At 60.7% G+C, this 25,042-nt stretch carries 27 protein-coding genes; 11 read left to right on the top strand and 16 right to left on the bottom strand.

What is annotated here, in order from left to right:
• Positions 1-37 precede the first annotated feature (37 nt).
• The gene (locus tag V7Q10_RS04640; RefSeq protein ID WP_333867883.1) at positions 38-1,036 is read left to right on the top strand and encodes a polyprenyl synthetase family protein; all 999 of its coding nucleotides are present in this window, start codon (positions 38-40) and stop codon (positions 1,034-1,036) included.
• Here the strand turns inward: V7Q10_RS04640 and V7Q10_RS04635 are convergent.
• The 3 genes from V7Q10_RS04635 to V7Q10_RS04625 all read right to left on the bottom strand — a co-directional run bounded on the left by V7Q10_RS04635 (position 1,029) and on the right by V7Q10_RS04625 (position 5,412).
• Positions 1,029-1,934, bottom strand: coding sequence for a 4-(cytidine 5'-diphospho)-2-C-methyl-D-erythritol kinase (locus tag V7Q10_RS04635; protein WP_333867882.1), 906 nt, complete (start codon positions 1,932-1,934; stop codon positions 1,029-1,031). The genes V7Q10_RS04640 and V7Q10_RS04635 overlap by 8 nt on opposite strands.
• Positions 1,915-3,636: a tetratricopeptide repeat protein gene (locus V7Q10_RS04630; protein ID WP_333867881.1), complete on the bottom strand. Its 1,722-nt coding sequence runs from the start codon at positions 3,634-3,636 to the stop codon at positions 1,915-1,917. Before V7Q10_RS04630 ends, V7Q10_RS04635 begins: the two co-directional genes overlap by 20 nt.
• Before the next feature lie 123 nt (positions 3,637-3,759).
• The gene (locus tag V7Q10_RS04625; protein WP_333867880.1) at positions 3,760-5,412 is read right to left on the bottom strand and encodes an electron transfer flavoprotein-ubiquinone oxidoreductase; all 1,653 of its coding nucleotides are present in this window, start codon (positions 5,410-5,412) and stop codon (positions 3,760-3,762) included.
• A 249-nt stretch (positions 5,413-5,661) separates the two neighbouring features.
• Here V7Q10_RS04625 and greA point away from each other — a divergent pair, with 249 nt between their 5' ends.
• Positions 5,662-6,132 carry a transcription elongation factor GreA gene (gene greA, locus V7Q10_RS04620; protein WP_333867879.1) on the top strand — a complete coding sequence of 157 codons (471 nt, stop codon included), beginning with the start codon at positions 5,662-5,664 and terminating at the stop codon, positions 6,130-6,132.
• A 79-nt stretch (positions 6,133-6,211) separates the two neighbouring features.
• A complete protein-coding gene (locus tag V7Q10_RS04615; protein WP_333867878.1) occupies positions 6,212-7,147 on the top strand; it encodes a hypothetical protein in 936 nt (311 codons plus the stop codon).
• Here the strand turns inward: V7Q10_RS04615 and V7Q10_RS04610 are convergent.
• The 4 genes from V7Q10_RS04610 to mobA are packed head-to-tail and all read right to left on the bottom strand — an operon-like array spanning position 7,144 to position 9,629.
• Positions 7,144-7,725 (bottom strand): GNAT family N-acetyltransferase, encoded by a 582-nt coding sequence (locus V7Q10_RS04610; RefSeq protein ID WP_333867877.1) that lies wholly within the window; start codon positions 7,723-7,725, stop codon positions 7,144-7,146. The genes V7Q10_RS04615 and V7Q10_RS04610 overlap by 4 nt on opposite strands.
• Positions 7,722-8,561 carry a molybdopterin guanine dinucleotide synthesis gene (locus tag V7Q10_RS04605; RefSeq protein ID WP_333867876.1) on the bottom strand — a complete coding sequence of 280 codons (840 nt, stop codon included), beginning with the start codon at positions 8,559-8,561 and terminating at the stop codon, positions 7,722-7,724. The genes V7Q10_RS04610 and V7Q10_RS04605 overlap by 4 nt, the downstream gene beginning before the upstream one ends.
• Positions 8,548-9,045, bottom strand: coding sequence for a molybdopterin-guanine dinucleotide biosynthesis protein B (gene mobB / locus V7Q10_RS04600; RefSeq protein WP_333867875.1), 498 nt, complete (start codon positions 9,043-9,045; stop codon positions 8,548-8,550). The genes V7Q10_RS04605 and mobB overlap by 14 nt, the downstream gene beginning before the upstream one ends.
• On the bottom strand, positions 9,042-9,629 hold the full coding sequence (mobA, locus tag V7Q10_RS04595) for a molybdenum cofactor guanylyltransferase MobA (RefSeq protein ID WP_333867874.1): 588 nt from the start codon (positions 9,627-9,629) through the stop codon (positions 9,042-9,044). The genes mobB and mobA overlap by 4 nt, the downstream gene beginning before the upstream one ends.
• Before the next feature lie 100 nt (positions 9,630-9,729).
• Here mobA and V7Q10_RS04590 point away from each other — a divergent pair, with 100 nt between their 5' ends.
• Both V7Q10_RS04590 and V7Q10_RS04585 read left to right on the top strand, forming a co-directional pair.
• Entirely contained in the window at positions 9,730-10,404 is a 675-nt protein-coding gene (locus tag V7Q10_RS04590) for an AzlC family ABC transporter permease (RefSeq protein ID WP_333867873.1), read from the top strand.
• Positions 10,397-10,720: an AzlD domain-containing protein gene (locus V7Q10_RS04585; RefSeq protein ID WP_333867872.1), complete on the top strand. Its 324-nt coding sequence runs from the start codon at positions 10,397-10,399 to the stop codon at positions 10,718-10,720. The genes V7Q10_RS04590 and V7Q10_RS04585 overlap by 8 nt, the downstream gene beginning before the upstream one ends.
• A gap of 3 nt (positions 10,721-10,723) precedes the next feature.
• On the opposite strand, the gene V7Q10_RS04580 is transcribed toward V7Q10_RS04585, so the two are convergent.
• The 4 genes from V7Q10_RS04580 to V7Q10_RS04565 form a co-directional block, all read right to left on the bottom strand.
• Entirely contained in the window at positions 10,724-11,353 is a 630-nt protein-coding gene (locus tag V7Q10_RS04580) for a hypothetical protein (protein WP_333867871.1), read from the bottom strand.
• Between the two features lie 24 nt (positions 11,354-11,377).
• On the bottom strand, positions 11,378-11,512 hold the full coding sequence (locus tag V7Q10_RS04575; protein WP_333867870.1) for an aa3-type cytochrome c oxidase subunit IV: 135 nt from the start codon (positions 11,510-11,512) through the stop codon (positions 11,378-11,380).
• A 91-nt stretch (positions 11,513-11,603) separates the two neighbouring features.
• A complete protein-coding gene (locus tag V7Q10_RS04570) occupies positions 11,604-12,647 on the bottom strand; it encodes an MBL fold metallo-hydrolase (protein ID WP_333867869.1) in 1,044 nt (347 codons plus the stop codon).
• Complete coding sequence (locus V7Q10_RS04565) at positions 12,644-14,341, bottom strand: acyl-CoA dehydrogenase (RefSeq protein WP_333867868.1); 1,698 nt, start codon at positions 14,339-14,341, stop codon at positions 12,644-12,646. Before V7Q10_RS04565 ends, V7Q10_RS04570 begins: the two co-directional genes overlap by 4 nt.
• A 116-nt stretch (positions 14,342-14,457) precedes the next feature.
• Here V7Q10_RS04565 and V7Q10_RS04560 point away from each other — a divergent pair, with 116 nt between their 5' ends.
• The gene (locus tag V7Q10_RS04560) at positions 14,458-15,402 is read left to right on the top strand and encodes an L-threonylcarbamoyladenylate synthase (protein WP_333867866.1); all 945 of its coding nucleotides are present in this window, start codon (positions 14,458-14,460) and stop codon (positions 15,400-15,402) included.
• Here the strand turns inward: V7Q10_RS04560 and V7Q10_RS04555 are convergent.
• Together V7Q10_RS04555 and V7Q10_RS04550 are read right to left on the bottom strand one after the other, a co-directional pair.
• The gene (locus V7Q10_RS04555) at positions 15,399-17,009 is read right to left on the bottom strand and encodes a D-alanyl-D-alanine carboxypeptidase family protein (RefSeq protein ID WP_333867865.1); all 1,611 of its coding nucleotides are present in this window, start codon (positions 17,007-17,009) and stop codon (positions 15,399-15,401) included. The two genes, V7Q10_RS04560 and V7Q10_RS04555, sit on opposite strands and share 4 nt — an antisense overlap.
• Positions 17,010-17,162: 153 nt before the next feature.
• On the bottom strand, positions 17,163-17,870 hold the full coding sequence (locus tag V7Q10_RS04550; RefSeq protein ID WP_333867864.1) for an HAD family hydrolase: 708 nt from the start codon (positions 17,868-17,870) through the stop codon (positions 17,163-17,165).
• Between the two features lie 147 nt (positions 17,871-18,017).
• Between V7Q10_RS04550 and clpS the strand changes: the two genes are divergently transcribed.
• Together clpS and V7Q10_RS04540 are read left to right on the top strand one after the other, a co-directional pair.
• Positions 18,018-18,338, top strand: coding sequence for an ATP-dependent Clp protease adapter ClpS (gene clpS / locus V7Q10_RS04545; RefSeq protein WP_333867942.1), 321 nt, complete (start codon positions 18,018-18,020; stop codon positions 18,336-18,338).
• 6 nt (positions 18,339-18,344) lie between these two features.
• Positions 18,345-19,313 carry a class I SAM-dependent methyltransferase gene (locus V7Q10_RS04540; RefSeq protein ID WP_333867863.1) on the top strand — a complete coding sequence of 323 codons (969 nt, stop codon included), beginning with the start codon at positions 18,345-18,347 and terminating at the stop codon, positions 19,311-19,313.
• Here V7Q10_RS04540 and V7Q10_RS04535 read toward each other — a convergent pair whose 3' ends face one another.
• The gene (locus V7Q10_RS04535) at positions 19,314-19,682 is read right to left on the bottom strand and encodes a hypothetical protein (protein WP_333867862.1); all 369 of its coding nucleotides are present in this window, start codon (positions 19,680-19,682) and stop codon (positions 19,314-19,316) included.
• Between the two features lie 84 nt (positions 19,683-19,766).
• Between V7Q10_RS04535 and hemF the strand changes: the two genes are divergently transcribed.
• The 3 genes from hemF (at position 19,767) to V7Q10_RS04520 (ending at position 22,879) form a co-directional block, all read left to right on the top strand.
• Positions 19,767-20,627 (top strand): oxygen-dependent coproporphyrinogen oxidase, encoded by an 861-nt coding sequence (gene hemF / locus V7Q10_RS04530; protein ID WP_333867861.1) that lies wholly within the window; start codon positions 19,767-19,769, stop codon positions 20,625-20,627.
• A gap of 97 nt (positions 20,628-20,724) precedes the next feature.
• Positions 20,725-22,467, top strand: coding sequence for a PhoX family protein (locus V7Q10_RS04525; RefSeq protein WP_333867860.1), 1,743 nt, complete (start codon positions 20,725-20,727; stop codon positions 22,465-22,467).
• Between the two features lie 58 nt (positions 22,468-22,525).
• Entirely contained in the window at positions 22,526-22,879 is a 354-nt protein-coding gene (locus V7Q10_RS04520) for a hypothetical protein (RefSeq protein WP_333867859.1), read from the top strand.
• Here the strand turns inward: V7Q10_RS04520 and V7Q10_RS04515 are convergent.
• A complete protein-coding gene (locus V7Q10_RS04515) occupies positions 22,876-23,772 on the bottom strand; it encodes a DMT family transporter (protein WP_333867858.1) in 897 nt (298 codons plus the stop codon). The two genes, V7Q10_RS04520 and V7Q10_RS04515, sit on opposite strands and share 4 nt — an antisense overlap.
• Positions 23,765-24,970, bottom strand: coding sequence for an aminotransferase-like domain-containing protein (locus V7Q10_RS04510; RefSeq protein ID WP_333867857.1), 1,206 nt, complete (start codon positions 24,968-24,970; stop codon positions 23,765-23,767). The genes V7Q10_RS04515 and V7Q10_RS04510 overlap by 8 nt, the downstream gene beginning before the upstream one ends.
• Positions 24,971-25,042 lie beyond the last annotated feature (72 nt).

Here is a 25,042-nt window from a genome sequence, read left to right as displayed (position 1 = left end):
GCCCCGTGTCGATAGACTTGAAGACAGTGGGACTGGAATGAACCTAGAGGCTGCACAAAAACCGCACGACCGATTGGCCGAGGCTTTGGCCGAGGATATGACGGCGGTCAACATTATGATCCGCGAGCGTATGGCCAGCAAACACGCGCCGCGCATTCCAGAAGTGACCGCGCATCTGGTCGAGGCGGGCGGCAAGCGTCTGCGTCCGATGCTGGTTTTGGCGGCGGCGCGGCTGCTCGGCTATGCGGGCCCCCATCATGTGCATCTGGCCGCGACGGTTGAGTTTATTCACACCGCCACCCTGCTGCATGATGATGTCGTTGATGAAAGCGCGCGCAGACGGGGCCGGCCGACGGCAAATTTGCTTTGGGATAATAAATCTTCGGTCTTGGTGGGCGACTATCTGTTTGCACGCGCGTTTCAGCTGATGGTCGAACCCGCCAATCTGCGGGTCTTGGATATTCTGGCCAATGCCTCGGCCACCATTGCCGAGGGAGAAGTGTTGCAGCTGACCGCAGCGCAAGATCTGGGCACCACGGAAGAGATCTATCTGCAAGTGGTGCGCGGCAAGACCGCGGCGCTGTTTTCCGCCGCCACCGAGGCAGGGGCCGAGATTGCAGGCGGCACGCCCGCGCAGGTGCAAGCCTTGTTTGATTATGGCGATGCTTTGGGGATTGCCTTTCAGATCGTGGACGATCTGCTGGATTACGGCGGATCGGCTGCGGCGATTGGCAAGAACACCGGCGATGATTTCCGCGAACGCAAGCTGACGCTGCCGCTGATCAAGGCTGTGGCCCAGGCCGATGCGGCCGAGCGCGCCTTTTGGGTGCGGGTGATCGAAAAGGGCCAGCAGGCCGAGGGCGATCTAGAGCAAGCCATGGCGATCATGGCGCGGCACGGCGCGATGGAGGCGGCGCGCAAGGATGCGCTGGCTTGGGCGGGGCGCGCGCAAGCTGCCTTGCAGGCGCTGCCGCAGCATCCTTTGCGCGATATGTTGGACGATCTGGCGGCCTATGTGGTGGCGCGGATCAGCTGATCCAGCTTTGGGCTGCGGCATCGCCGGGGAACACCTCGCCTGCCGCTGTCCACCACTGCGGATGGGCGGCGCGGATCTGGCTTGCGGCCTGTTCGGCTTTGGCTTGGGTTGCAAACAGCGCAAAGCATGTGGCGCCAGAGCCTGACATCCGCGCAATCAGCGCGCCGGATTGCCGCGCCAAAACCGCGATGACGTCCGAGATCACCGGCGCGATGGCGCGGGCGGGCGGTTCCAGATCATTGCGCTGACCCTGCAACCACTCGGCCAAAGCGGCGGCGTTCGGCCATGTTGGCAGGCTGTCAGGCATGGCGGCATTGGTTTTCGATTGTAGCGCCTTGAACACCTGCGGCGTTGGCACCTCGACCCGCGGATTGACCAGCGTGATCCAAGCGCGCGGTAGATCGACCATGGTCAGATCATTGCCAATCCCGCGCATACGGGCGGGTTGCGAGAACAGACACACCGGCACATCGGCCCCAAGTGCCAGCACGGCGGCGCGGTCAAGGCTGGCAAAGACCGCTTCGGTATGGTCGGGGTCGTCTTCGATCTGCAACAGCCGCAGCATTGCCCGAATCGCCGCCGCCGCATCCGCCGAACCGCCGCCAATGCCCGAGGCCGGTGGCAGGTGTTTGTCCAAGGTAAAGGCGACTTCGCGGCTTTGGGTGAACATCCGCGCCGCGCGCAGCACCAGATTGTCGAAATCAGCCGGAATCTCGCGGCCAAATGGGCCTTCCAAAGTCAGCGAAAACACCCCCGATCGGGTGGCAGTCAGCTTGTCGGTGATCGAGGTAAAGACCGTCAGGCTATCCAGCAAATGATAGCCATCCTCACGCTGGCCGGTGATGTGCAGCGTGAGGTTGATCTTGGCAAAGGCTTGCTCAGTTACCGTTCTGAACATCGGCAGGATCTATCAAAGCGTTGCCTTCAGCGGCAAGCACAGCTTCAAGGCCAAGCTCCAGCTTTTGGCGAATGCGAATGGCGTCTTTTTCTTCGGGGTCAAACGAGAGCGCGCGGTGCCACTGATATTGCGCCTCGCGCTTGCGGCCCACTGCCCAATAGACATCGCCCAGATGGTCGGTGACGGTGGCATCCACCGCCATTAGCAGCGAGGCCTGCTCCATCGGCGCCAGCGCCTCTTGATAGCGCCCTAGGCGGAAATAGGCCCAAGCCAGACTGTCAAGAATCGCGCCATTGTCAGGCCGTGCCGCAACAGCGCGCTGGATCATGCCAAGCGCCTCGTCTAGGTTTTGGCCACGATCAACAAGGCTATAGCCCAGATAATTCAGCACCTGCGGTTCGTTCGGATTCATCGCCAAGGCTTGGCGCAGATCTGTGTCGGCATTGGCAAAATCGCCGCTGCGCTCGAGACAGACACCGCGGCTGTAAAACAGCGGCCAGTTTTCTGGCGGTGGCGGGTTGGGCAGCATAGCGATAGCAGCATCATAGGCCAGCTTGGCTTCGGTAAAGTTCTGCACCCGACGCAGCCCATCCGCCAAGGCGATTTGCACGCTAATCTGCCCACCATGGCTGCGGGCCAATGCGTGCAAAATCTTCAGCGACTCTTCACTGCGCCCTGCGGCATAGGTGGCATTGGCGCGACCAATCTCGGCGATGTAAAACGCCGGATCACTGGGCTGGATGGTGGCATAGGCCGCCACAGCCAGATCAAATTGCTGCTGTTGTTCTAGCAGGTTTGCGGTCAGCAAGATCGCTTCGGTGTTGTCGGGGCGCAGGTAAGCGGCAGCGCGGCTGTGCAGCATTGTATAGGGGGGCACGGCCTCGTTATTCACAGCGGTGGCGATGGTGTAAAACACCTCGGCGATGCCGTCTGTGGCATTGCGCGCCACGGTAAAGGGCAGTGGCTCGCCTGCCACCAGACGGCGGCGCATATCGTCGATTTCCAGATCGCGACCCGGAATAAAGCTGCGGTCGATAAAGGCGATGGCATCGGCATTGCGCTCAAGCTGGCTTAGCACCTCGATCTGGGCCACCGCGCCACGGCGATTGACTGCCAAAGTGCCCGCCGCGCGGCCCGACAGGATGTTATCAGCGCCCTCGTAATCGCCCGCAGAGGCAAGCGCCAAGGCTTTGTGATAAAGGCCAAAGGCCTCTAGCCCTTTGGTTTTGGACAATGTGTCGAAATCGGCCAGCGCATCGGACATGCGGCCAAGGCCCAGCTTGGCCCAAGCCTTTGCCAAAGTATCCAGCACCGCACCGGCAGAGCTGCCATTGCTGCCCAGCGTCAAAATCGCCTCGAAATCGCCGGCCTTGGCATTTTGTGCCAATGTCACCACCACGGCGGTTTGGCTGTTCGAGCCGGTCTTAAGCAGCTCTTGTGCATAGCTTGCGGCCCTTGGCATATCGCCAACGCCGACATTTGACAGCACAAGGTCTTCGAGCAGCGCCGGATTGCTTGGATCGCCCCCCAAAGCGCGGGTCGCCCAATCGACCGAAGCCGCATAGTCAGAGCTGGTGCTGGCCACCCAAGCCGCCAGATAAGCACCATAGGCACTTTCTGCGCGGGCAGCCAAAGGCGAGAGACACAGCGTCAGGGCCGTAGCAAGCAAAAGATGTTTGCGGGTCATAGGGCGGAAGATCATCCGTGACGGCTCCTGTAAGTCATTGGTGTTCAAGCTAATGGCGCAACGCCCAAGAAGCAATGCGGGCCGCAGGGTTTCCCCTACGGCCCGCTGATCTTTGCGCATCTGACCCCAGATGTCAGATCACATGTTCGGGTAGTTCGGGCCATCGCCGCCCATCGGCGTCGTCCAGGTGATGTTCTGCGAGGGGTCTTTGATGTCGCAGGTTTTGCAATGCACGCAGTTTTGAAAGTTGATCTGAAAGCGCGGCTCTTTGCCGACCTCTGCGATCACCTCGTAGACGCCTGCCGGGCAATAACGCTGCGCAGGCTCGTCATAAAGCGGCAGGTTGACCGAAATCGGCACCGAGGCGTCGCGCAGTTTCAGATGCGCTGGCTGGTTTTCGTCGTGATTGGTGGCCGAGAAGGCCACGTTGGTCAGCCGGTCAAACGACAGCACGCCATCGGGTTTTGGATAGTCGATCGGCGCATAGTCTTTTGCCAAGCCGGTTGAGTCCGCATCATTCTTGCCGTGTTTCAGCGTGCCCAGAATGGTCATGCCAAAGGTATTGGCCCACATATCGGCCCCCCCAAGCGTCAGCGAGGCCAAAAGCCCGAACTTCGACCAAAGCGGTTTGACGTTGCGCACTTTTTTCAGATCGGACGCAATTGGCCCGCTGCGCACGCTTTGCTCATAAGCGGCCAGCTCGTCGCCTTGGCGTCCGGCGCTGATCGCTTGATAGGCCGCCTCTGCTGCGTCAATGCCCGAAAGCATGGCGTTATGATTGCCCTTGATGCGCGGCACATTGACCAGACCGGCCGAACAGCCCAGCAAAGCCACGCCGGGGGCGACCATCTTGGGGATCGACTGCCAGCCGCCTTCGGAGATCGCGCGCGCGCCGTAAGCCACGCGTTTGCCACCCTTCAAAAGCTCGGCCACCATTGGGTGATGCTTGAAACGCTGGAATTCCATATAGGGATAGAGATGCGGGTTCTTGTAGTTCAGATGCACCACAAAGCCGACATAGACCTGATTGTTCTCAAGATGATAGATGAACGACCCGCCGCCAGCATTGCTGCCCAAAGGCCAGCCCATGGTATGGGTGACGGTGCCAAGTTTGTGCTTTGCGGGGTCGATCTGCCAGATTTCCTTCATGCCAAGGCCGTATTTTTGCGGCTCGTGGCCCTGCGACAGGTCGTATTTTGCGATCACCTCTTTGGCCAAGCTGCCGCGCACGCCTTCGGACAGAAAGACGTATTTGCCCAGCAGCGCCATGCCGGGTTCATAGTTCGGGCCGGGGGTGCCATCGGGGTTTTTGCCAAATTCGCCCGCCACCACACCGCGCACTTCGCCGTTCTCGCCGTAGACCAGCTCTGAACACGACATGCCGGGGAAAATCTCGACGCCCAGCTCTTCGGCTTGGCCTGCCATCCAGCGGCAGACATTGGCCATCGAGACGATGTAATTGCCGTGGTTGTTCATCAGTGGCGGCATCGGTGCGTTCGGGATGCGGATTTGCCCGGCTGGCCCCAGAATATAGAAATTATCCGAGGTGACAGGCGTGTTCAGCGGCGCTCCCCGCTTTTGCCAATCGGGGATCAGTTTGCTCAGGCCCACAGGGTCAAGCACCGCGCCCGAGAGGATATGCGCGCCGACCTCGGAGCCCTTTTCCAGCACCACGACCGAAAGCGCGCTGTCGAGCTGTTTCAGCCGGATCGCCGCTGACAGGCCAGCAGGCCCCGCGCCCACGATCACAACGTCATATTCCATCTGCTCGCGCACGATATCCTGTGGCATTTTCTTTCTCCCAGCCGCGAAATTTGCCCCGTGTCATTGCCTGATAGCGGGGGTTTGGTCAACCGTGACGCAACATCCAAAACCTCAATTGCAGAGATTGCGCAATATTCTAACCTTGTTCCGACGGGCCTTCGCCTATTCCCGCCATTCCCCCTTGCATTCGTGGCGGCGGTCGGGTCAGGTGGGCTTATAGAAAAGGTCATGGCCCATCAAAGGGCCGTGACCTTGTTATTTCGTGTGAAGAGACAAATGGAAAAAATTCCGATGACCCGCGCCGGCTTTGACAAGCTGGATGAAGAGTTGAAAATACTGAAGTCGGTCGAACGGCCGGCGATCATTCGTGCCATCTCAGAGGCGCGCGAACACGGCGATCTGTCGGAAAATGCCGAATACCATTCCGCCCGCGAAAAGCAGAGCTTTATCGAAGGCCGCATCAAAGAGCTGGAGGCCGTGATTTCGCTGGCCGAGGTGATTGATGTCGCGAAGCTGTCGGGCACGATCAAGTTTGGTGCGACGGTCAAGCTGATCGACGAAGACACCGAAGAAGAAAAAACCTATCAGATCGTCGGCGAATCCGAGGCTGATATCGAGCGTAATTTGCTCAATATCCGCTCGCCCTTGGCCCGCGCGCTGATCGGCAAAGATGAAGGCGATTCGGTTGAGGTTGTCACCCCGGGTGGCAAACGTAGCTATGAAATCGTAACGATCCGCTATTCCTAAGCCCTAGGCAGTGCATATGAGCGACGAAGACCCCCTGCGGCAGGACCAGATCGGATCTGCCCCCCAGAGCGCTAAATCTATGCAGGCGACCGAGCTGGTCGCGGCTGGCTTGGCAGTTGTTTGGGTGGGCGCGGTTGCAGCCTATGTGTTTACCGGACCAAAGGATGCCACTGCGCTGGGCTTGGTGCTGACGCTTTTGGTGGTGTTCTTGCCGCTGGCGCTGATCTGGGCGGCGATCACCACGCTGCGCTCGGTTCAGGTGTTGCGCAATGAATCGGCACGCTTGCAGGCCACTGTCGAGGCGATGCGCGCGGCCTATGTCTTGGGTTTGCAAGGCCAAGGCATGCAGCCTTCGGTCGAACGCAAGCTGGATGCGCTGGCCAAGCAGACCGAAACCGCGCTGGCCAGCTTTAGCAGCCGCAGGGATGCGGGGCTGACGCTGCCTTCGGCCAACCGCCGTGCGGTGCAATTGCCGCCCGAAGTGCAGGCCGATGTCGAACAGCCTGCCTTGGCCCTGGGCACGCCAGCCGATGCCTTGCAGCCGCGGCTTGGGGTGGCGGATTTCACCCGCGCGCTACAATTCCCCGAAAGCCCCGATGACAAAGAGGGCTTTCGTGCCCTGCGTCTGGCGCTGGAAGACCGCAATGTCGCCAAGCTGATCCGTGCCTCGCAAGATGTGCTGACGCTGCTGAGCCAAGAGGGCATCTATATGGATGACCTGAAGCCCGATCGCTCGCGCCCCGAATTGTGGCGCAAATTTGCCGCAGGCGAGCGCGGCCGCGCGATTGCGGGCTTGGGCGGCGTGCGCGATCGGTCGTCCTTGGCGCTGACAGCGGGGCGGATGCGCGAAGATCCGGTGTTTCGCGATGCGGCGCACCACTTTTTGCGCACCTTTGATCGTTGCTTCGCTGAATTCGAGTCTTTGGCCAGCGATGCCGAATTGGCCGATCTGGCCGACACCCGCACCGCCCGCGCCTTCATGCTGTTTGGGCGGGTGACTGGCACCTTTGACTAAAGCGTTTTGACCATAGTGGTCGAGGATTGAAAGCCGAAGGCATAGCGCAAGACGCCGATGTCTTCGGTCTTTTCCGCCACATAGCCGCAGCGGGCGTAAAGCTGTTTTGCGCGAAAATTATCGTCGATGACATCCAGACGGATCGCCTGATAGCCGCGCAGGCGGGCTTCGGTTTCCAGCGCGGCGATCAGGGCTGTGCCCACGCCCTTGCCCCGCTGGGCTTGCGCCACGCAAATGCCATCAATCAAAAACCGCAGATTATCGGTGTCACTTTGCAGCCTCCACAGCAGTGGCAAGCGCCACGCTGCCCCCAGCACGCCATAGACGGCAAGAATATCGGCCACCTCGCCGCCTGCAAAGCTGCCCTCTGGCGATTTAAAGCCTGCAATGCCCAGCAAATCGCCCTGCGCATCCAAAGCATAAAGGCAATGATCGGCGCGCAGCACGCGGTCCAAAAACCGCAAGGCTTTGGCGTCAGGGCCCATCACACTGCCCAATTTGCCGCCAAAGGCCTGCCAATAAAGCCCGATCGCCTTGGGGCGCAGCGCGGCTGGCAGGGTTTTGTGCAGCGTGATCACAGCGCGGCTTCCAGCAGGGCCGCATGGCCCGCGCCAAGGATCCAGCCTTCTTCGCGGGCCGGGGCGGGGGCGTCGAACAGCGGCCCGAGTTTGCCTTGCTGGCTCAGCGCAAACAACGCCTGCGACAACAACCGCACTTGGGCTTCATCTTTGATCGGGGCGGGGTCTGCGGCCACAGCGCGGGCCAGCAATGACGGGTAAACCTCGGCCAAGGTGATCTGGCCTGTGGGGTCAAACGGCCAAACCGCCGCCTTATTGGCAAGCCTGTGCAGCATCGTCTGCCCCATCAGCCCCTGCGAGCCTGCCGCGCCGGTGGTGTAAAGCTTCCACACCACCTGCGCGCGCGGGATCAGGGTTTCGACAAGGCGACGCTCGGACAGGCCAAGCGCCGCGTAATCGCCCCGTTTGGTCGCCGGCAGATCGGCCAGATCAAGGCTGGCAGGCCGCCCCCAAAACAGCGGCTGGCCCAGTGCCGCGTTCATCTCGGCTGCAACCTGAAAGCGGTTGTTTTGGTTTTGAGCCGTGTCGGTGATGCGGGCGGCCAGATGCGCCCAGACGGCGGCGGCCAAGGGCTTGCCCGTCAGCATCTGGGCAAAGCCCTGCGGGTAGCCAAAGGGAAAATCGCAGCCGATCAACAGCCGCGCGCCTGCGGCCTTGGCATCGGCAATCGCGCCTGCGATGGCGGCTTCTGCTGTGGCGCGGCTGCGGTAATAGCGGGTCTGGCTGCCCTGCGCGCTGGTCTCGCCCAGCCAGATCGCATCGGCAGAGGGTCGCGCCGGTGACAGCGCCCCCGAGGCGGACCAATCAGCAATCAGGACACGGTCAAAGCGCGGCAAGGCCTACCTCTGCCAGAATGAAATCGGCGATTTCGGCGGTGTTGTTCAGATCCAGCAGCGGCACCGGCAGATCCAGCGCCAGATCCGAGGCCACCGCCCGCACCAAAGGATCGTTGGGTTGGATCAGATCATGGCCTGCTTCGCGGCGAAACACCTCGATCTTGGCATGGGCATCGCGCTTATACCCCTCGACCAAGATCAGATCGACGGGGGCCATGCGGGCCAAAATTGCGTTCAGATCCGGCTCGGGTCCGCGATGTTCATGCATCAAGGCAAAGCGATGCGCCGAGGCCAGCACGACCTCGCGCGCGCCTGCGGCCCGATGCCGAAAGCTGTCCTTCCCGGGCTGGTCCAGATCGACGTCGTGATGCACATGTTTCACGGTCGAGACGCTGTGCCCGCGTGCGGTGATCTCGGCCACCAAACGCTCCATCAGGCTGGTTTTACCGGCGTTTTTCCAGCCGATGACCCCGTAAATTCTCATGATGCGGCTTTCAGGCGGGCCTCGGCTGCGGCGAGGTCTTCGGGGGTGTTGATATTGGCAAAGGCGCGGGCATCGGCGAAAGCCGCGCGCGTGCAGTGCTGGGCTTGGGCGAAACTTAGCACACGCGGGTTTTCACCCGAGGCCAGAAAGGCCGCAAGCGCGGGCGCAAGGCTGGTGGGCCAGAGGCTACAGGTGGGGTGATCTTTACCGCTTTGGGCAATCGCCAGACCCGTGGGCGAGGCTTCGGCCGCAAGGCAAAGCTGCGGTGTCAGATCGCCGGGAAAGAACGGCGTATCCACGGCCACCGCGACCACGGCGGTCGCCCCTTGGGCTGCGGCCCAGTTCAGCGCGGCCAAAATACCGGCAAGCGGGCCCAAGGGGGCGGCATCGGCCAGCACCGGCAGGCCAAAGCCAAAGCGCGCCGGATCGCCATTGGCCGAGATTGCCAGCCGTTCGACCTGAGGTTCCAGCCGCGCGATGCAGCGCGCGATCAGGCTTTCGCCGCCCAGCATCAGCCCGGCCTTATCGACCCCGCCCATGCGCCGCGCGCCGCCGCCGGCAAGAATGACGCCAAAAATCCGCAAGATGCCCTCTTCATTTTACACCGTCAAAGGCCTAAGCCCTTCTGCATCCGGCGTAAAGCAGCGAGGTTCGGGATTGGGCAGGCAAGGCTTTTGGCGCGGCGTGGTCGATGCACTGCCCTTTGTGGTGGTGATCGTGCCTTTTGCGACGCTGTTTGGGCTGTTGGCCTCGGAGGCGGGCTTGCATCTTTATGAAATCATTCTGTTTTCGGTAGTGGTCTTTGCTGGGGCCTCGCAGTTTGCCGCGCTGGCTTTGCTGAAAGAGCATGCGCCAGTGCTGATTATTCTGGTCACGGCCTTGGCGGTTAATCTGCGGATGCTGATGTATTCGGTCGCCCTTGCGCCACATCTGGGGGCGGCGCGGGCGCGCACACGGGCGTTTGTTGCCTATTTTCTGGTGGATCAAAGCTTTGCCTTGGCGATGCAAGATTACGAAAAACGTCCCGATCAAAGTCTGGCGGAAAAGCTGGGCTATTTCTTTGGCGCAGTGACCCCGATTGTGCCGGTCTGGACGATCTCGACGATTGCGGGGGCCTTGGTGGGGCGGTCGATCTCTGCGGGCTATGCCTTGGATTTTGCGGTGCCGATCACCTTTTTGGCGATGACGGCGCCCATGCTGCGGACCCGCGCGCATTGGGTCGCGGCTGCGGTTTCGGTGGGATTGGTGCTGGGCTTGCGCGCTATGCCCTATGGCACGGGGCTTTTGGTTGCGGCGGCGGCAGGGATGATTGCGGGGGCGGCGATGGAAACCTGGGCAGCGCGGGGCAAGCATGATTGATCGGGCCGATTTTTGGGTGGTCGTGGTGGGGCTGGGGATTGGCACCTATCTGCTGCGGTTTTCGTTCTTGGGGTTTTTGGGCAATCGGGTGCTGCCATGGTGGCTGGTGCGCGGGCTGCGCTATACCGCGGTGGCGGTGTTGCCGGCCTTGGTCGCACCTGCGGTGCTCTGGCCCGAGGCGATGGGCGGCCAGACCGACCCCGCGCGGCTGCTGGCGGCAGCGGCCACGGTTTTGGTTGGCGCCTATACGCGGCAGATGATGGCCGCGATAGCCGCAGGGGCTGCGGTTTTAGCGGCGCTGCACTATCTGGCTTAGAGGCTAGAAGGCTGGGTTGTTGGGATCGGTTAAGATCACGCCATGGCTATGGTCGGCGGTGGCCTCTGTGATTATCCTTTTGCGCACCCCTGGCAGGGCGTCAAAGTCTTTCGACAGCTTTTTGGGAAACCAGGTAGACGAAATCGCGTCAAAGCCTGGCACGCTGCGCAAAATAGCCGAGATCGACTCTGCGCAATGTGCCTTATCCACCGCGCCATTAGCCTCGACTTTTTGCTTAATAAGCTCGGCAACCGCGGGACTGACGGTGACGGTCTGTTCAATCACATAGAAGTTTTCGCGCGCAGAGTCGCGGGCGTGATAATCGATATAAAACGCCACCATCTTGGGGGTCATGCCATAATGGACATCGTTGCGTTCGGGCACGCGCGGATGGCTAAAGCTGCCGGCAGGATCGAATTGCACCTGTTCGGAGGCGTTGATCAGCAAGCTGGAATGCGCGCCTGACCCTGTCTTCCCGTTGATCGAGGTGAACAGGGTGATCGTGCGTGGTGGCGGTGCAAAGTAATGCGCATCTGGCGCCGCCATCGCAGCATCGCTGGCATATTCTTTACCCGCCGTTCCGCAAGCTGTCAGAAAAAGACAGACCAGAAGTGCAAAACTCTTTACCAACATCAGATGCCTCCGGCCACGCGGGGTTTAGGCGTTTGCAAGCGCCATGAAAACCAGAACGCCAATCGAAATGATCGCGCCCCAAGTGGTCATGCGGATAAACCCGTCAAAGGTTTTCTCGTGGTTGCGGGTGTCCATGCTGCCTTGTTTGTGCTCGGCCATGATTTTGTCCTTTCGAAGTGCTTTGCACAGGCCATACCCGATTCATTTGGCCAAGTCACGAGGCGGCTTTGCTTGGATTTGCACTTTTTGGTCAGCTGTGCGGCGCGGGGCAGGCCTGCCAAGCCCAAGCACCCTCGGGCGTCAGGCTGCGACGCACGCGGCCTTGGTGCAGCAGATAATTCAGGTGGGCAATGGCTTCGACCAAGGCCATGCCAAAGGCCTCGCCGGTGATCTCGCGTTTGAACAGCGGCACAAAGCAGTCGGCGGCCACGCGTGGTTCGGCAAGGTGGTCATAAAGCCGCTCTAGCGCCGAGATGTGATTTTCCGCCATTTGCACCAGCCGAAACGGCAGGCCGGTGAAGGGCAGCTTGTGGCCGGGCAGCACCAGATGTTCGGGCTGCGCCAGGGGCTGAAACCCTGCGGTCGAGGCCAGCCAGTCGGCCAAGGGATCGGCTTCGGGTTCGCTGGCATAGACCCCGATATTGGCCGAGATTGCGGGCAAAAGCTGATCGCCGCCAAGGATAAGATCGTCGTCAAGGCTCCACAGCGTGGCGTGATCTGGGGCGTGGCCGTGGCCAATGCGCACACGCCAGCGACGGCCTGCGGCATGGATCACATCGCCTTCGTCGATACGGGTAAAGCCCAAGGGCAGCGGGTCGACCACATCGGCAAAGTTAAAGGGCCGCTCGGCCGCCTTTTGCGCCAGCGCCTCGGGCGACAGGCCCGCGCGGCGGAAATAGGTCATCTGCTGGGCGCTATAGCTGGGCTGCACATCCAAAACCAACATCCGCGCCAAAAGCCAAGAGGTGCGGGTGGTCAAAAGTTCAGCCCCCATCGCCTGAAACCAGCCGGCAAGGCCGATATGGTCGGGATGGTAATGCGTGACGATCAGCCGCTTGATGGGCTTTCCGGCCAGCGGGCCTGCCAAAAGCTCTTGCCAGATCGCCTTGGATTTGCGGCTGCTAAAGCCAGTATCAACCAGCGTCCAGCCATCGCCATCGTCCAAGGCATAGACGTTGACATGATCCAGCGCCATCGGCAGCGGCAGGCGCATCCACAAGATGCCCTTGGCGACTTCAATCGCCTCGCCCTGTGCGGGCGGGGTGTCCCAAGGATGGTGGATCGCGTTGCTCACGCCAAAAGTGCTTCGGGGGTCAGGGCGTAAAGACCTGCGGCGCCCTCACGGGTTTGCGCCAAAAGCGGTGCATATTCGGGCAGCAGGCGGGTGATGTAAAACGCCGCCAATGGCAGGCGCGCGGGGTCGGCAAGCCCGGCTTGCAGGTGGTAATGCGCGCCCAAGATACGGGCAAAGGCGCGCAGATAGGCCACCGAGCCTGCGAAACGGTCGTTCAGATCTTGGCCAACCAGCGCCTCGGTCGCCTCGCGCAGCGCTTCAGAGGCGTTCCACACGGCGGTGGCAAGCGCGGGCTGGCTGCTGCGGGCGGCTTCGGCGGCGGCTTCGACCTCGTCGATCAGCCGGTAGGCCGCCTCGCCGCCATCCATCATCTTGCGGGCAACAAGATCCATCGCCTGAATGCCATTGGTGCCCTCATAGATCGAGGTGACGCGGACATCGCGGCTATACTGTGCCGCGCCGGTTTCCTCGATAAAGCCCATGCCGCCATGCACTTGCACGCCGATATAGGCGACCTCATTGCCAATATCGGTGCCGTAGGCCTTGGCGATCGGCGTCAAAAGTGCGGCGCGCGCCTGCCATTCGGGGGTGCTTGTGGCGCGGCCCATGTCGATGGCAACGGCGCAGGCCAGACCAATGGCGCGGGCGGCAAAGGTTTCGGACCGCATCTGACCCAACATCCGGCGCACATCGGCGTGGTCGATAATGGCGCCATTGCCCAGCGGAGTTTTGCCCTGCGTGCGCCCCATCGCATAGGCAACAGCGGTTTGAGTGGCGGCCTCGGCAATCGCCACGCCCTGCATGCCCACCGCAAGCCGGGCGTTGTTCATCATCGTAAACATTGCCGCCATGCCTTTGTTTTCTTCCCCCACCAGCCAGCCTTGGGCGGCATCAAACTGCATCACTGCCGTGGGCGAGCCATGCAGGCCAAGTTTATGCTCTAGGCTGACCACATTCAGGCTGTTGCGCGCGCCCAGATTGCCCTGCGCGTCGGGGATGATTTTTGGCACAAGGAACAGGCTGATGCCCTTGGTCCCCGCCGCCGCCCCGACAATGCGCGCCAGCACCAGATGGCTGACATTGGCGTTGGTGTCGTTATCGCCCCAAGTGATATAGATTTTCTGACCGGTGATCGCATAGCTGCCGTCGCCCAGCGGCTCGGCCTTGGTGCGCAGCGCGCCGACATCGCTGCCCGCCTGCGGTTCGGTCAGGTTCATCGTGCCGTTCCAATCGCCCGAGATCAGCTTGGGCAGATAGATCGCCTTCAGCGCGTCGCTGGCGTGATGTTCCAGCGCTTCGATCTGGCCTTGGGTCAGCAAGGGGTTCAGTTGCAGCGCCAAACAGGCCGACCCCATCATGTCATTGACACAAGAGGTCAGCGCAATCGGCAGGCCCATGCCGCCATAGGCCGGATCGGCCGAAATCCCCACCCAGCCGCCGCTGGCAATCTCGCGGTAGCCTTCGACAAAGCCTGCGGGGGTGCGCACCACGCCATTTTCCAGCCGCGCTGCGGTTTTGTCGCCGGCACGGTTCAGCGGAGCGAGGGTGTTTTCGCAAAGCTTGCCCGCCTCTGACAAAATCGCCTCGACGGTTTCGGGCGTGGCATCGGCAAAACGCTCGGTTGCGGCGACCTCGGCAAAGCCGGTCAGGTCAAGCAAAAGCCGAAAATCAGCAAGTGGGGCGCGATAGGGCATAGGATACTCCGAAAGGCAGCAGGGCGGGTGGCTTGGCAAAAGCGCGTGAAGCCTATAATTGCGGGTCAATGGTGGGCCTGCCGTGCCGCCGCTTCAAGACGGACGTTACGTCACCGATGATCGAAACCGAAAGCCTTTTGCCTGATCACGCAGGTCTTGCCCGCGCCGCAGAGATCCTGCGCGCCGCAGGGCTGGTCGCCTTTCCAACCGAGACAGTCTACGGGCTGGGCGGCGATGCGCGCTCTGATCTGGCGGTGGCGCGGATCTTTGAAGCCAAGGCGCGGCCAAGGTTTAACCCCTTGATTGTGCATGTGCCTGATCTGGCAGCGGCAGAAGAATTTGCGCTGTTTGACACCCAGGCGCGGGCGGTTGCGGCGGCGTTTTGGCCGGGGCCTTTGACGCTGGTGTTGCCTTTGCGGGCGGGGTCGGGCCTGTCGCCCTATGTCACGGCCGAGCTTGACACGGTGGCGATCCGCCTGCCGGCGCATCCGGTGGCGCAGGCCTTGCTGCGCGCCTTTGGCGGGCCGCTGGCGGCACCTTCGGCCAATCCTTCGGGCCGGATTTCGCCAACGCGGGCCCAGCATGTGCGCGACGGATTGTCGGGGCGGATTGCGGCTGTGCTTGACGGTGGCGCCTGCGCGGTTGGGGTGGAATCGACGATTTTGGGGCTGGCGGGGGCGCCTGCGCTGCTGCGCGCCGGCGGGATCACCCGCGAAGACCTAGAGGCGCTGCTTGGCCGCTTGCCAATAGGGGGCAATGCCCAAAGCCCAACGGCACCGGGGCAAATGGCGTCGCATTACGCGCCCAATGCGGCGGTGCGCTTGAATGCCGCCCCTGATCCGGCAACGGTCTTCATCGGCTTTGGTGCGGGTGCGGCAGATCTGAACCTGTCACCGCGCGGCGATCTTGTCGAGGCGGCGGCGAACCTGTTTCATCTGCTGCGCGAGGCGGATGTTTTGGCGCAAAACGGCCAAAGCATTGCGATTGCGCCTATCCCTGAACGTGGGCTGGGGCTTGCGATCAATGACCGCTTGCGCCGGGCTGCTGCGCCGCGCGGTTAAGACCCCATCGTAAAGCATTGCGTGCCGCGCGCTTGCAGACGGCGGCAGGCCAGATCGGCCTCTTTCTGGCTAAGACCAAGGAAATTCGCATCATAGCCGCGACTGGTCTGCACAATTTTGCGCAGGCTGTTGCCAAGGGTGGCGTTTTCCGACAGCAGCGTTTGCATCAGCACGCGCTCGGCCTGACCATGAGTGTTAAAGCGGCCCACATTGATGCCATAGCTTTTCACGCCAGCGGTCGAGACATTGGTGACCACCTCGGTGATCGTTGCGGCTCGGTCGGTTGCAACCACATTTACCGCGTTGTCATAAATCGCCATTGCGCGTTTGGGTGGGCGCGGCGCCGAGACCAGTTTGAGCGCCGGCGCTTGTGCGGCCGAGGCGGTGATTTGCAGCGTCTCGGACTCTGTTGCGGTCGTGTCGCTTGGGTTTTCGTTATCAGCAACCAAATCTTCGGGCCGCGCTGGGGGTGCGCTTGCCGGCTGATCTGACGCAGCTGTGGCAAGAGCCAAGGCGCCCAGAATGTCATCGGCCATCGCAGCAACCGCCTGATCTGCGGCGGCGACGGTTTCGGTGTGATCGGCTGCATCTTCAAGGCTTGGTCGCGCGATTGGCCGAGGCGAGGTCGAGACCGCCATCACCAACCGCAGGGTTTTTGCCGAAGATCCATCATAGCTTGGCAGTGCATCGGTGTTGGTATCAGCACTTGCCACCACTTCGTTATCTGCATTGCGCGGTGGCGTTGGAGGCACGGCGACTGCGCCCTTCTTGGCTTTGCGAAAGCCCAGATCCAACAGATCGGCCATTTTGGCATTGCGCATTGCTGTCGATGTGCCGCCAAAAACAGTGGCAATAATGCGCACCCCGTCGCGTTCCGCCGAGCCGGTCAGGTTGAAACCGGCAGGCCCCGTATAGCCGGTTTTGATGCCATCGGCGCCCTTATAGGCATCCAGAAACTTGCGGTTTGTGCTGGAAACCGTGGCCAGACCGGCATCGGTGCTGCGCCGCGAGAAGATGTTGTAATATTGGGGGAAATCATAGAACAGATGCCGGCCTAAGATCGTCATGTCATGCGCGCTGGATTTATGGCCCTTAGCGGTCAGCCCGTTGGCGTTCTTGAAGGTCGAGTTTTTCATCCCCAAGGCACGGGCCGTGCGGGTCATCCGCGCGCTAAACCGCTCGGGTGTGCCGTCAATCGCATCGCCCATCGCGGCGGCAGCGTCATTGGCCGATTTCACCGCAGCCGCGCGGATCAAATAGCGCAGCTGAATCTTTTGCCCCGCCCGCAGGCCAAGCCGCGAGGGCGCTTGCGCTGCGGCATTTTTCGATACGGTGATCATGGTATCAAGCGACATCCGCCCTGCTTCGATCTCGCCAAAGACGATGTAAAGCGTCATCATCTTGGTCAACGAGGCAGGGTGCAGCGGCGTGTCGGCGTTCTCAGAATAAAGCGTCTCGCCGGTGCGGGCGTCCATGACAAAGGCAGCATAGGGAGGCGCGGCAAAGGCGCTGGGCGCTTGCACAAGCATCGCCGTCAGCGTTACCGCCAAAAGACATAGGAAACGACGGACAAATTGCCCGATTTGGCCGTAAGCCGCTGTGATCATTTTTCTGCCTCGTTAGCCCCTCTTTTGACGGGAGCCTATATTCTGCTTGAAAGGATGCTAACACGGGTTTGGCATTAGGAAAACCCCTTGAATTCAAAGGATTTCAGCTTGTTTTGCCTTCGGCCTGTGGCGTCAAAACTTAGCGGCGCGCTACTATAGGTTGTGGGTCGCTTTGATCTGACCCACTAGATCAGGCAGGGTTTCCAGCGAGGGCAGGCTATGAAACCGCGGCTCGGCCTGCGGTGGTTCGGCATGTTCAAGCGCCCAGGTGATCCCATGCGGCACATGCACGCCCCAGCCCCCGGCAGCAATAGCAGGCAAAACATCCGATTTCAGTGAATTTCCAACCATCATCGCCTGCGACGCACCTGTGCCGTGGCGGGCAAAGATCCGGCGATAGACTTCGGGGGTTTTGTCGGAAACAATTTCGACGCCGTGAAACAGATCGCCCAGACCCGATTGCGCGACTTTGCGTTCCTGATCCAACAGATCGCCCTTGGTAATGACCAAGACTTTGAACTCTGCCGCCAGCGCCTCGACCGCCGCGCGGGCATGGGGCAAAAGGTCTACCGGATGGCGCAGCATCTCGCGCCCCGCGGCCAAGATCTCGCTGATGACCGAAGCGGGCACGCGGCCTTCGGTGACCTCGATCGCGGTTTCGATCATCGACAGGGTAAAGCCTTTGATACCAAAGCCATAATGCCCCAGATTGCGCCTCTCGGCCGCCAGCAGGCGGTCGTGCAGGTGGTTGGTCTCGGCGTGATCGGACAGCAGATCGGTAAAGCGATCCTGCGTCAGACGAAAAAAGCTTTCGTTCTGCCAAAGCGTGTCGTCGGCATCAAATCCAATGGTTGTTAGCATTTTGCCCCCTTGTGGCTTAAGGGATCAGCCCTTGGGCCTTTTCGCAAGCGAGAATTGCGCTATACTACGCAACAGCCTACCCCGAGCCGAATCTGCTTAACGGAGAGTATCTGCGTGACCCTTATTGCTGCCTTGGTTGACCCTGTCATGTCCAACGACCCAAATGGGCCGGAGGGTGATAGCTCTATCCTGACCAAGACCAAGCCGCGCAGCCAGCGGCCGCCTTTGTATAAGGTCATGCTTTTGAACGATGATTTCACGCCGATGGAATTTGTCGTGCATGTTTTAGAGCGGTTCTTTGGCCTGAACCACGCGCAGAGTTTTGAAATTATGCTGACCGTTCACAAAAAGGGTCTGGCTGTGGTTGGGGTGTTTTCGGCAGAAATCGCCGAAACCAAAGTGGCGCAGGTGATGGACTTTGCGCGCAGGCATCAGCATCCGCTGCAATGCACCATGGAAAAAGAATAGAGTTTTATGCGGTCTGCAAGATTAGAACTGGCGCTGGCCAGCGGTACTTTGGTGCTGCCGGCCTTGGGAAATATCGTGGTGATGCGTCCGCGCGCAGGCGATGATCTGTCAATGCTGCCGCAAGATCAGGTGGTGGTGCAGACGGGGTTCAAGCCCGATTACGATTACTTTGCCGCCCAAGGCTACCGCATGGGCCCCGCCGAGGCCGCGGTGGCGATTGTCTGCGTGCCGCGCGCCAAGGCCGAGGCCCGCGCGATGATGGCGCAGGCGATGGGGGCCGCGCTGATCGTTGTCGACGGGCAAAAGACCGATGGCATCGAAAGCCTGTTGAAAGATTGCAAGGCCTTGGGCCTGCAAGTGGGCGAGGCTTTGTCGAAAGCCCATGGCAAGCTTGCGCTTGTCACCCCGGGGCCGCAACTGGCGGCTTGGGCGGCTGCACCTTTCGAGATTGATGGCTTTCGCACTTTGCCGGGGGTTTTCTCGGCTGATGGTCCTGACCGCGGCTCGGTGCTGTTGGCGCAGGCTTTGCCTGCGAAAATGCCGGCACGGGTGGCGGATTTGGGCGCAGGCTGGGGCTATCTGAGCCGTGCGATTTTGGCGCATGCCACGGTGCAAAGCCTTGATCTGATCGAGGCCGAGGCGGTGGCCTTGGACTGTGCGCGGCTGAACGTGAGTGATCCACGCGCGCAGTTCATCTGGGCCGATGCGCTGGCCTATAAGACCTTGAAACCATGGGATATGGTGGTGATGAACCCGCCGTTTCATGCCGGGCGCGAGGCCGAAGCCAGCCTTGGCATGGGCTTTATCAAGGCAGCGCATCGCGGGTTGCTGCCTTCGGGTCAGCTGTTTATGGTGGCAAACCGGCATCTGCCCTATGACAAGCTGCTGGTCAGCCTGTTCAAACAGGTCGAGGTGATCGCCAGCGATTCCGCCTTTACCGTGACGCGCGCCGCCTATCCTATTCGCGGCAAATAACTATTTTGGAAATTCTGCGCGGCAGCTGCTGATCGCGGGGGCGGCCTCGGTGGCTTGGGCCGCGCGTTTGGCTTTCAGGCTGACAAGCTTGGCCGCTTCGGCCACAAGATCAACGGCCACGGCGCTGCGTTCGGTTGTGGTGACATCATCCAGACACATCTGCGCCACGCCCCCGACCGAACAATCGACAAAGCGGGTGCGTAAAAATTCTTTTTCTTCAAAGGCATAGCCGCGCTTTAGATTGCCTTCGACCTCGACAATCAGCCGGTTCACCACCCGCATATCACGGGTCACACTGGCGATGCAGCGCTCTTGCTGCGTGCCGCAGCCGATCAGCAACAGTGGCAAAAGACAGCTAAATTTGCGCATCACACCCTCGGCTTTGGTAAGTTGACTTTGACTATAGGCCCATTGGCTTGTTATGCCAGTGCCAGACGGGTTTGGGAGCGGAAGATGAGCGAAGATTTCACCGAGAAAAAAGCACGGGCGGCCGCGTGGTTTCGCAGCCTGCGCGATGAAATTGTCACCTCTTTCGAGGCGCTTGAAGATGCGCATGGCACCGGGCCCGTGGGCCGGTTTGAAGTGACACCGACAACCCGCGCCGATGGCGGCGGCGGTCTGATGTCGGTGATGCGCGGCGGGCGGGTGTTTGAAAAGGTGGGCGTCAATGTCAGCGCCGTGCATGGCACCTTGGGCGAGCGGGCGCAAAAGGCGATGGCCGCGCGCGGTGTCCCGGGCATGGCGGATGATCCGCGGTTTTGGGCCAGCGGCATCAGCCTTGTCGCACATATGGTCAACCCGCATTGCCCTGCCGTGCATATGAACACGCGGATGTTCTGGACGCCGCATGCCTGCTGGTTTGGCGGTGGGTCGGATTTGAACCCCTGTCTGGAATACGCAGAGGACACCGCGCATTTTCACGCCCAGATGCAGGCGGCCTGCGATGCGCATGACGCGGGCTATTACACCAAGTTCAAAGCTTGGGCGGATGAATATTTCTTTGTGCCGCATCGTGGCCGCGCCCGTGGCGTTGGCGGCATCTTTTACGACGATCTGAACACCGGCGATTGGGAGGCCGATTTCTCGTTTACCCAAGACGTCGGCCGCGCCTTCTTGCCCGCTTTTGTGCCACTGACCGAAAAGCGGGTCGATACCGCTTGGACCGAGGCCGACCGCGAGGCGCAATTGGTGCATCGTGGGCTTTATGCCGAATATAACCTTGTCTACGACCGTGGTACCAAATTCGGGCTAGAGACCGGGCATGATGCCAATGCGGTTCTGATGAGCCTGCCGCCCTTGGCCAAATGGGTCTAGTGATGGCGGTGTGATGTAAAACTTTTACCTGAGTTTCACGGCGTCGTGATCCTTGGCGCCTAGGCCGAAAGGGTATTGCAACCCTAGAGAGGCCAAAATGAAACTTCGCACTCTGCTTTTGACCGCGACGGCACTGACCGGATTTGCCCATATCGCTGCTGCTGGCGATCTAAGCTTTACCGCCGTCGCGGCCCCAACCGAAGATGCCATCAAGCGCAGCGTCGTGGCCACGGCTTCGGCGATGATGGATGGGGTCGAAGTCCCCTTGGCTTATCATGTGATCGCCCGCAGCGGCGATGTGCATGGCGAGGGCACCTTTGCCCAAATGATCGATCGCGATGGCAAGCCGCTGATGGCAGGCGATGCGACGAAGATTTCAAACTCGGCTGACTTTACCTCGTTGTTGCCGGTTGGGGGCAAGCTGTTCTCGATCACGCATTTTGAAGACAATCCGGCGGGCATGTATCTGAGCGAATTGGCGCAGGACGCGGACGGCAATCTCAGCATGACCTCGACCAAGCCACTGAGCTTTGCGGGTTTGGGCGGTCTTTGGTTGCCCTGTGCAGGCTCGGTTTCGCCTTGGAACACGCATTTAGGGTCTGAAGAATACCCAGATGACGCGCGCGCTTTTGAAGCGGCAGCGACGGTTGACGCGCTTTCAGATGATGCCATCGGAATGGCACCCTATTTCGGGCTTGATGCAGCCAGCATGACGGTGGATGCGTTTAAGGCCGCCTATAACCCCTATAACTACGGCTTTGTGAACGAGATTTCGGTTGCCGAAACTGGTGATGCGACCATCGTCAAGCATTACGCGATGGGCCGTGTTGCGGTTGAATTGCCATGGGTGATGCCCGACCAGAAGACGGTTTATATCACTGATGACGGTTCGAACACCGGTCTGTTCATGTTCCACGCCGACACTGCGGGTGATCTGACGGCGGGCAATCTTTACGCGGCAAAATGGGTGCAAACCTCGGATGTCAACGGCGGCGCGGCCAATCTTGAGTGGGTTGATCTGGGCCATGCCGATCAGGCTTCGGTGCAGGCTGGCATGGAAAAGGGCGTTTCGTTCTCGGATATGTTTGAGGTTGCCGAGTTTAACGCTGATGGCTCTTGCCCCGAAGGTTTTGCCTCGTCGAATGCCGGTGGTGCTGCCGAATGCCTGAAGATCAAAGCGGGCATGGAAATGCTGGCCTCGCGTCTGGAAACCCGCCGTGTTGCTTCGATGATGGGGGCGACCACCGAATTCCGTAAGATGGAAGGTCTGGCCTTTAGCCCCGAGAAGAACGCGCTGTTCTTGGCGATGTCCGAAGTCTCCAAGGGCATGATGGATGCCGATGAAAAGGCAGATAAGGGCGGTCGCAACGATGTGCGCGTGCCAAAGAACGCTTGTGGCGTGGTTTACGAGCTGGCGTTGGATGCTGCCTTCAAAGCCACCACAATGACTGGCCTTATCGCAGGCAAGCCGATGGAATATGGCGCGGACAGCCCCTACGCTGGCGGCACCTGTGACATCGACGGCATCGCGAACCCTGATAACCTCAGCTTTATCCCCGGCTACAACACCCTGTTGATCGGCGAAGACACCGGCTCGGGCCACCAGAACGACGCGGTTTGGGCGATGGATCTGGCCAAGGGTGATCTGGTGCGGATCATGACCACGCCTTACGGATCAGAAGCGACGTCGGTTGATTGGTATTCGAATGTGAACGGTCATGCCTATCTGATGACCGTGGTGCAGCACCCTTATGGCGAAAGCGATCAGGACAAACTGCAAGACCCAATGGATGCCCGCGCCTATGTTGGCTACCTTGGTCCCTTTCCGGCTGTGAAGTAAGCTTGCTTTCCTGCTCTGGCTGCGGGATACCCCGCAGCCAGAGATAGGGAGATGCCAGATGGCCGATATTCAGATCAAAGCGGCCTATGGTTCGGTGGTCGAAGAAGACGAAGACGCGCTGCTGTTCATCGCCTTTGCCGAGGGCGAGGATGACGACGGGTCTTATGTTGTGCTGCAACAACCGCTGGAAGGTGGTCCGGTGCGGCTCGAGGTTAATGACGAGAACTTCGCGGCCGAGGATGCTTTGGAAAGCGTCACTTTGCTGGGCGATGATCTGCTTTTGACCATTCGCGCCACGAAAACTTCCAAATTTGGCTTTGCTGGCACGATTTTGATCGGGCTTGCGGGCTGTGAAGACCGCGACGAGACGCTGGCCGCGCTGCGCGTGATGTTGGGGCCGATCTTCGCCTAGGGCTGATTGCGCAACAACAGCGCGATGCCTGCGATCACCACTGCCATGCCTGCGATTTGCCTTTTGCTGACGGCCTGGCGAAAGACATAGCGCGACACAGCGGTGGCAAGGATCACCTCGACCAAGGCAAGGGTGCGGATATTCGCGGCCGAGGTCAGCGAAAATCCGATAAACCAGAATTGCGAGGCAAAGGCCCCCAAAAAGCCCGCGCCCAGCGATGATTTCCAGACCCTAAAACTGGCGGCAAGCGCTGGGCGGTTGAACAGCGCCATCCAAAGCGCCAGCAGGCTGGCTTGCAGCGTTAAACTCAGCACCAGCGTCGTGGTGGCGCGGATCAGGAAATCGCCCTGCGGCAGCGCGGTGATGCCGCCGCGAAACCCGATCGCCGAGATGCCAAACAACAGCCCCGCGAACAATCCGGTCAGCGCGGGGGTCAGCTCGGCCAAGGCTGCGCCGCGTTTGACCGAGATCAGCAGAACCCCCGCGGTGGCGATGCCGATGGCCAAAAGCATGGGCGGCGTCAGCGGATCGCCAAGGATCAGCGCTGCGCTGACCGCCACAAGCACCGGCTCGGTCTTGATCCAAGCGGTGGTGACGGCAAAGCTGCGGGTCTGCATCAGCCGCAGCATCAGCGCGGTCGCGCCGATCTGGGCCAGCGCGCCCAAGGCGGTAAAGCCAAGCGCGCGCAAGGGGATCTGCGGGATCGCCTGACCGCTGATCTGGCTGACCAAGATCAGGAAAATCACCGCAAAGGGCAGGCCAAACAAAAACCGCACCTGCGTCGCCCCCACGGTGCCAATCGCGGCGGTCAGGCTGGCTTGGGTCGCGTTGCGTGCGGTTTGCGCCACCGAGGCGGTCAGTGCCGCCCCGATCCAAAGCGCGGTATCAGCCACGGATCAACCGACCCAACCGTTTGATGCCTTCGTCAATCGCGGCCTCATCGGCGCAGGAAAACGACAGCCGCAGCGTATTGCCGTTGGACCCATCGGCAAAGAACGCGCGGCCCGGCACAAAGGCCACCCGCTCGCTTTGCAGCGATTTCGCCAAAAGCTCGGCCCCGTCCATGCCCTTTGGCAGGGTCAGCCAAACAAACATACCGCCTTCGGGTTTGGTCCAAGTCACCCCCGCAGGCATCTCGCGCGCCAAGGCCGCCAGCATGTGATCGCGGCGCGCACCATAAACGCGGCGCAATTGCGCGACATGCGGCGCAAAGATATCACGCGCCACGCGGTGGGTGACGATCTGGTTCGCGGTCGAAGAATGCAGATCGGCGGCCTGTTTCATCAACACCAGCCGCGAGATCACCTCTTTGCCTGCACAAACCCAGCCAACCCGCAGCCCCGGCGCCAGCGATTTGCTGAACGATCCGCAATAAAGTGTGCGACAGGCCTCGATGCTGCCCTTACGCGCGATTTCCAGCGCAAGGATCGGCGGAATCGCCTGCCCGTCATAGCGCAGGGTCTGATAGGCGGCATCTTCGACAATGGCGATATCAAGCTGATCTGCCAGATCAATCACCGCCTCGCGCGCCGAAAGCGCAAGCGTCTCACCGGTCGGATTGGCAAAATCAACCGAAAGATAGGCGAATTTCACCCGCCCACCGGCAGCCAAGGCGGTCTGGCGGTAATCGTCTGCGCTGCGGTTGCCTTGCGGGTCCAGCCGGTCGTAGCTTGGCTCGTAGGCGTTAAACGCCCCCAGCGCCCCCAGATAGGTCGGCCAACCGCACAGCACGGTATCCTTGGGCGAGATCATCAGTTTGCCAAGATAATCAAGCGCTTGCTGCGAACCAGAGGTGATCAGGATATTTTCGGCAGTGCAGGGCACGCCAATCTCGGCCATCTGGGCGGCAATCCAGTCGCGCAGGGGTTTATAGCCCTCTGACACCGAATATTGCAGCGCAGCGGTGGCCTGATCGCCCGAGAGCACATCGGAAAAAGCCGCCGCAAATTCGGCCTTGGGGAACAGCGCGGGATCAGGGATGCCGCCTGCAAAAGAGATGATATCGGGTTGATCCAAAAGCTTGAGCAGCTCGCGAATTTCCGAAGCCTTCATCCGCGACGCCCGTGTCGCCAGAATATCGTTCCACTGCACGCCCAAAACTCCCCTGCGTTTGGGCGGAATTTGATCTTGTGATGCGGGTAAGTCAATAGTTGTGACCTAAGG

It is taken from the genome of Cypionkella sp. (genome assembly GCF_036782355.1).
Taxonomy (GTDB): Bacteria; Pseudomonadota; Alphaproteobacteria; order Rhodobacterales; family Rhodobacteraceae; genus Cypionkella.
This window is presented reverse-complemented; position numbering and strand designations above follow the sequence as displayed.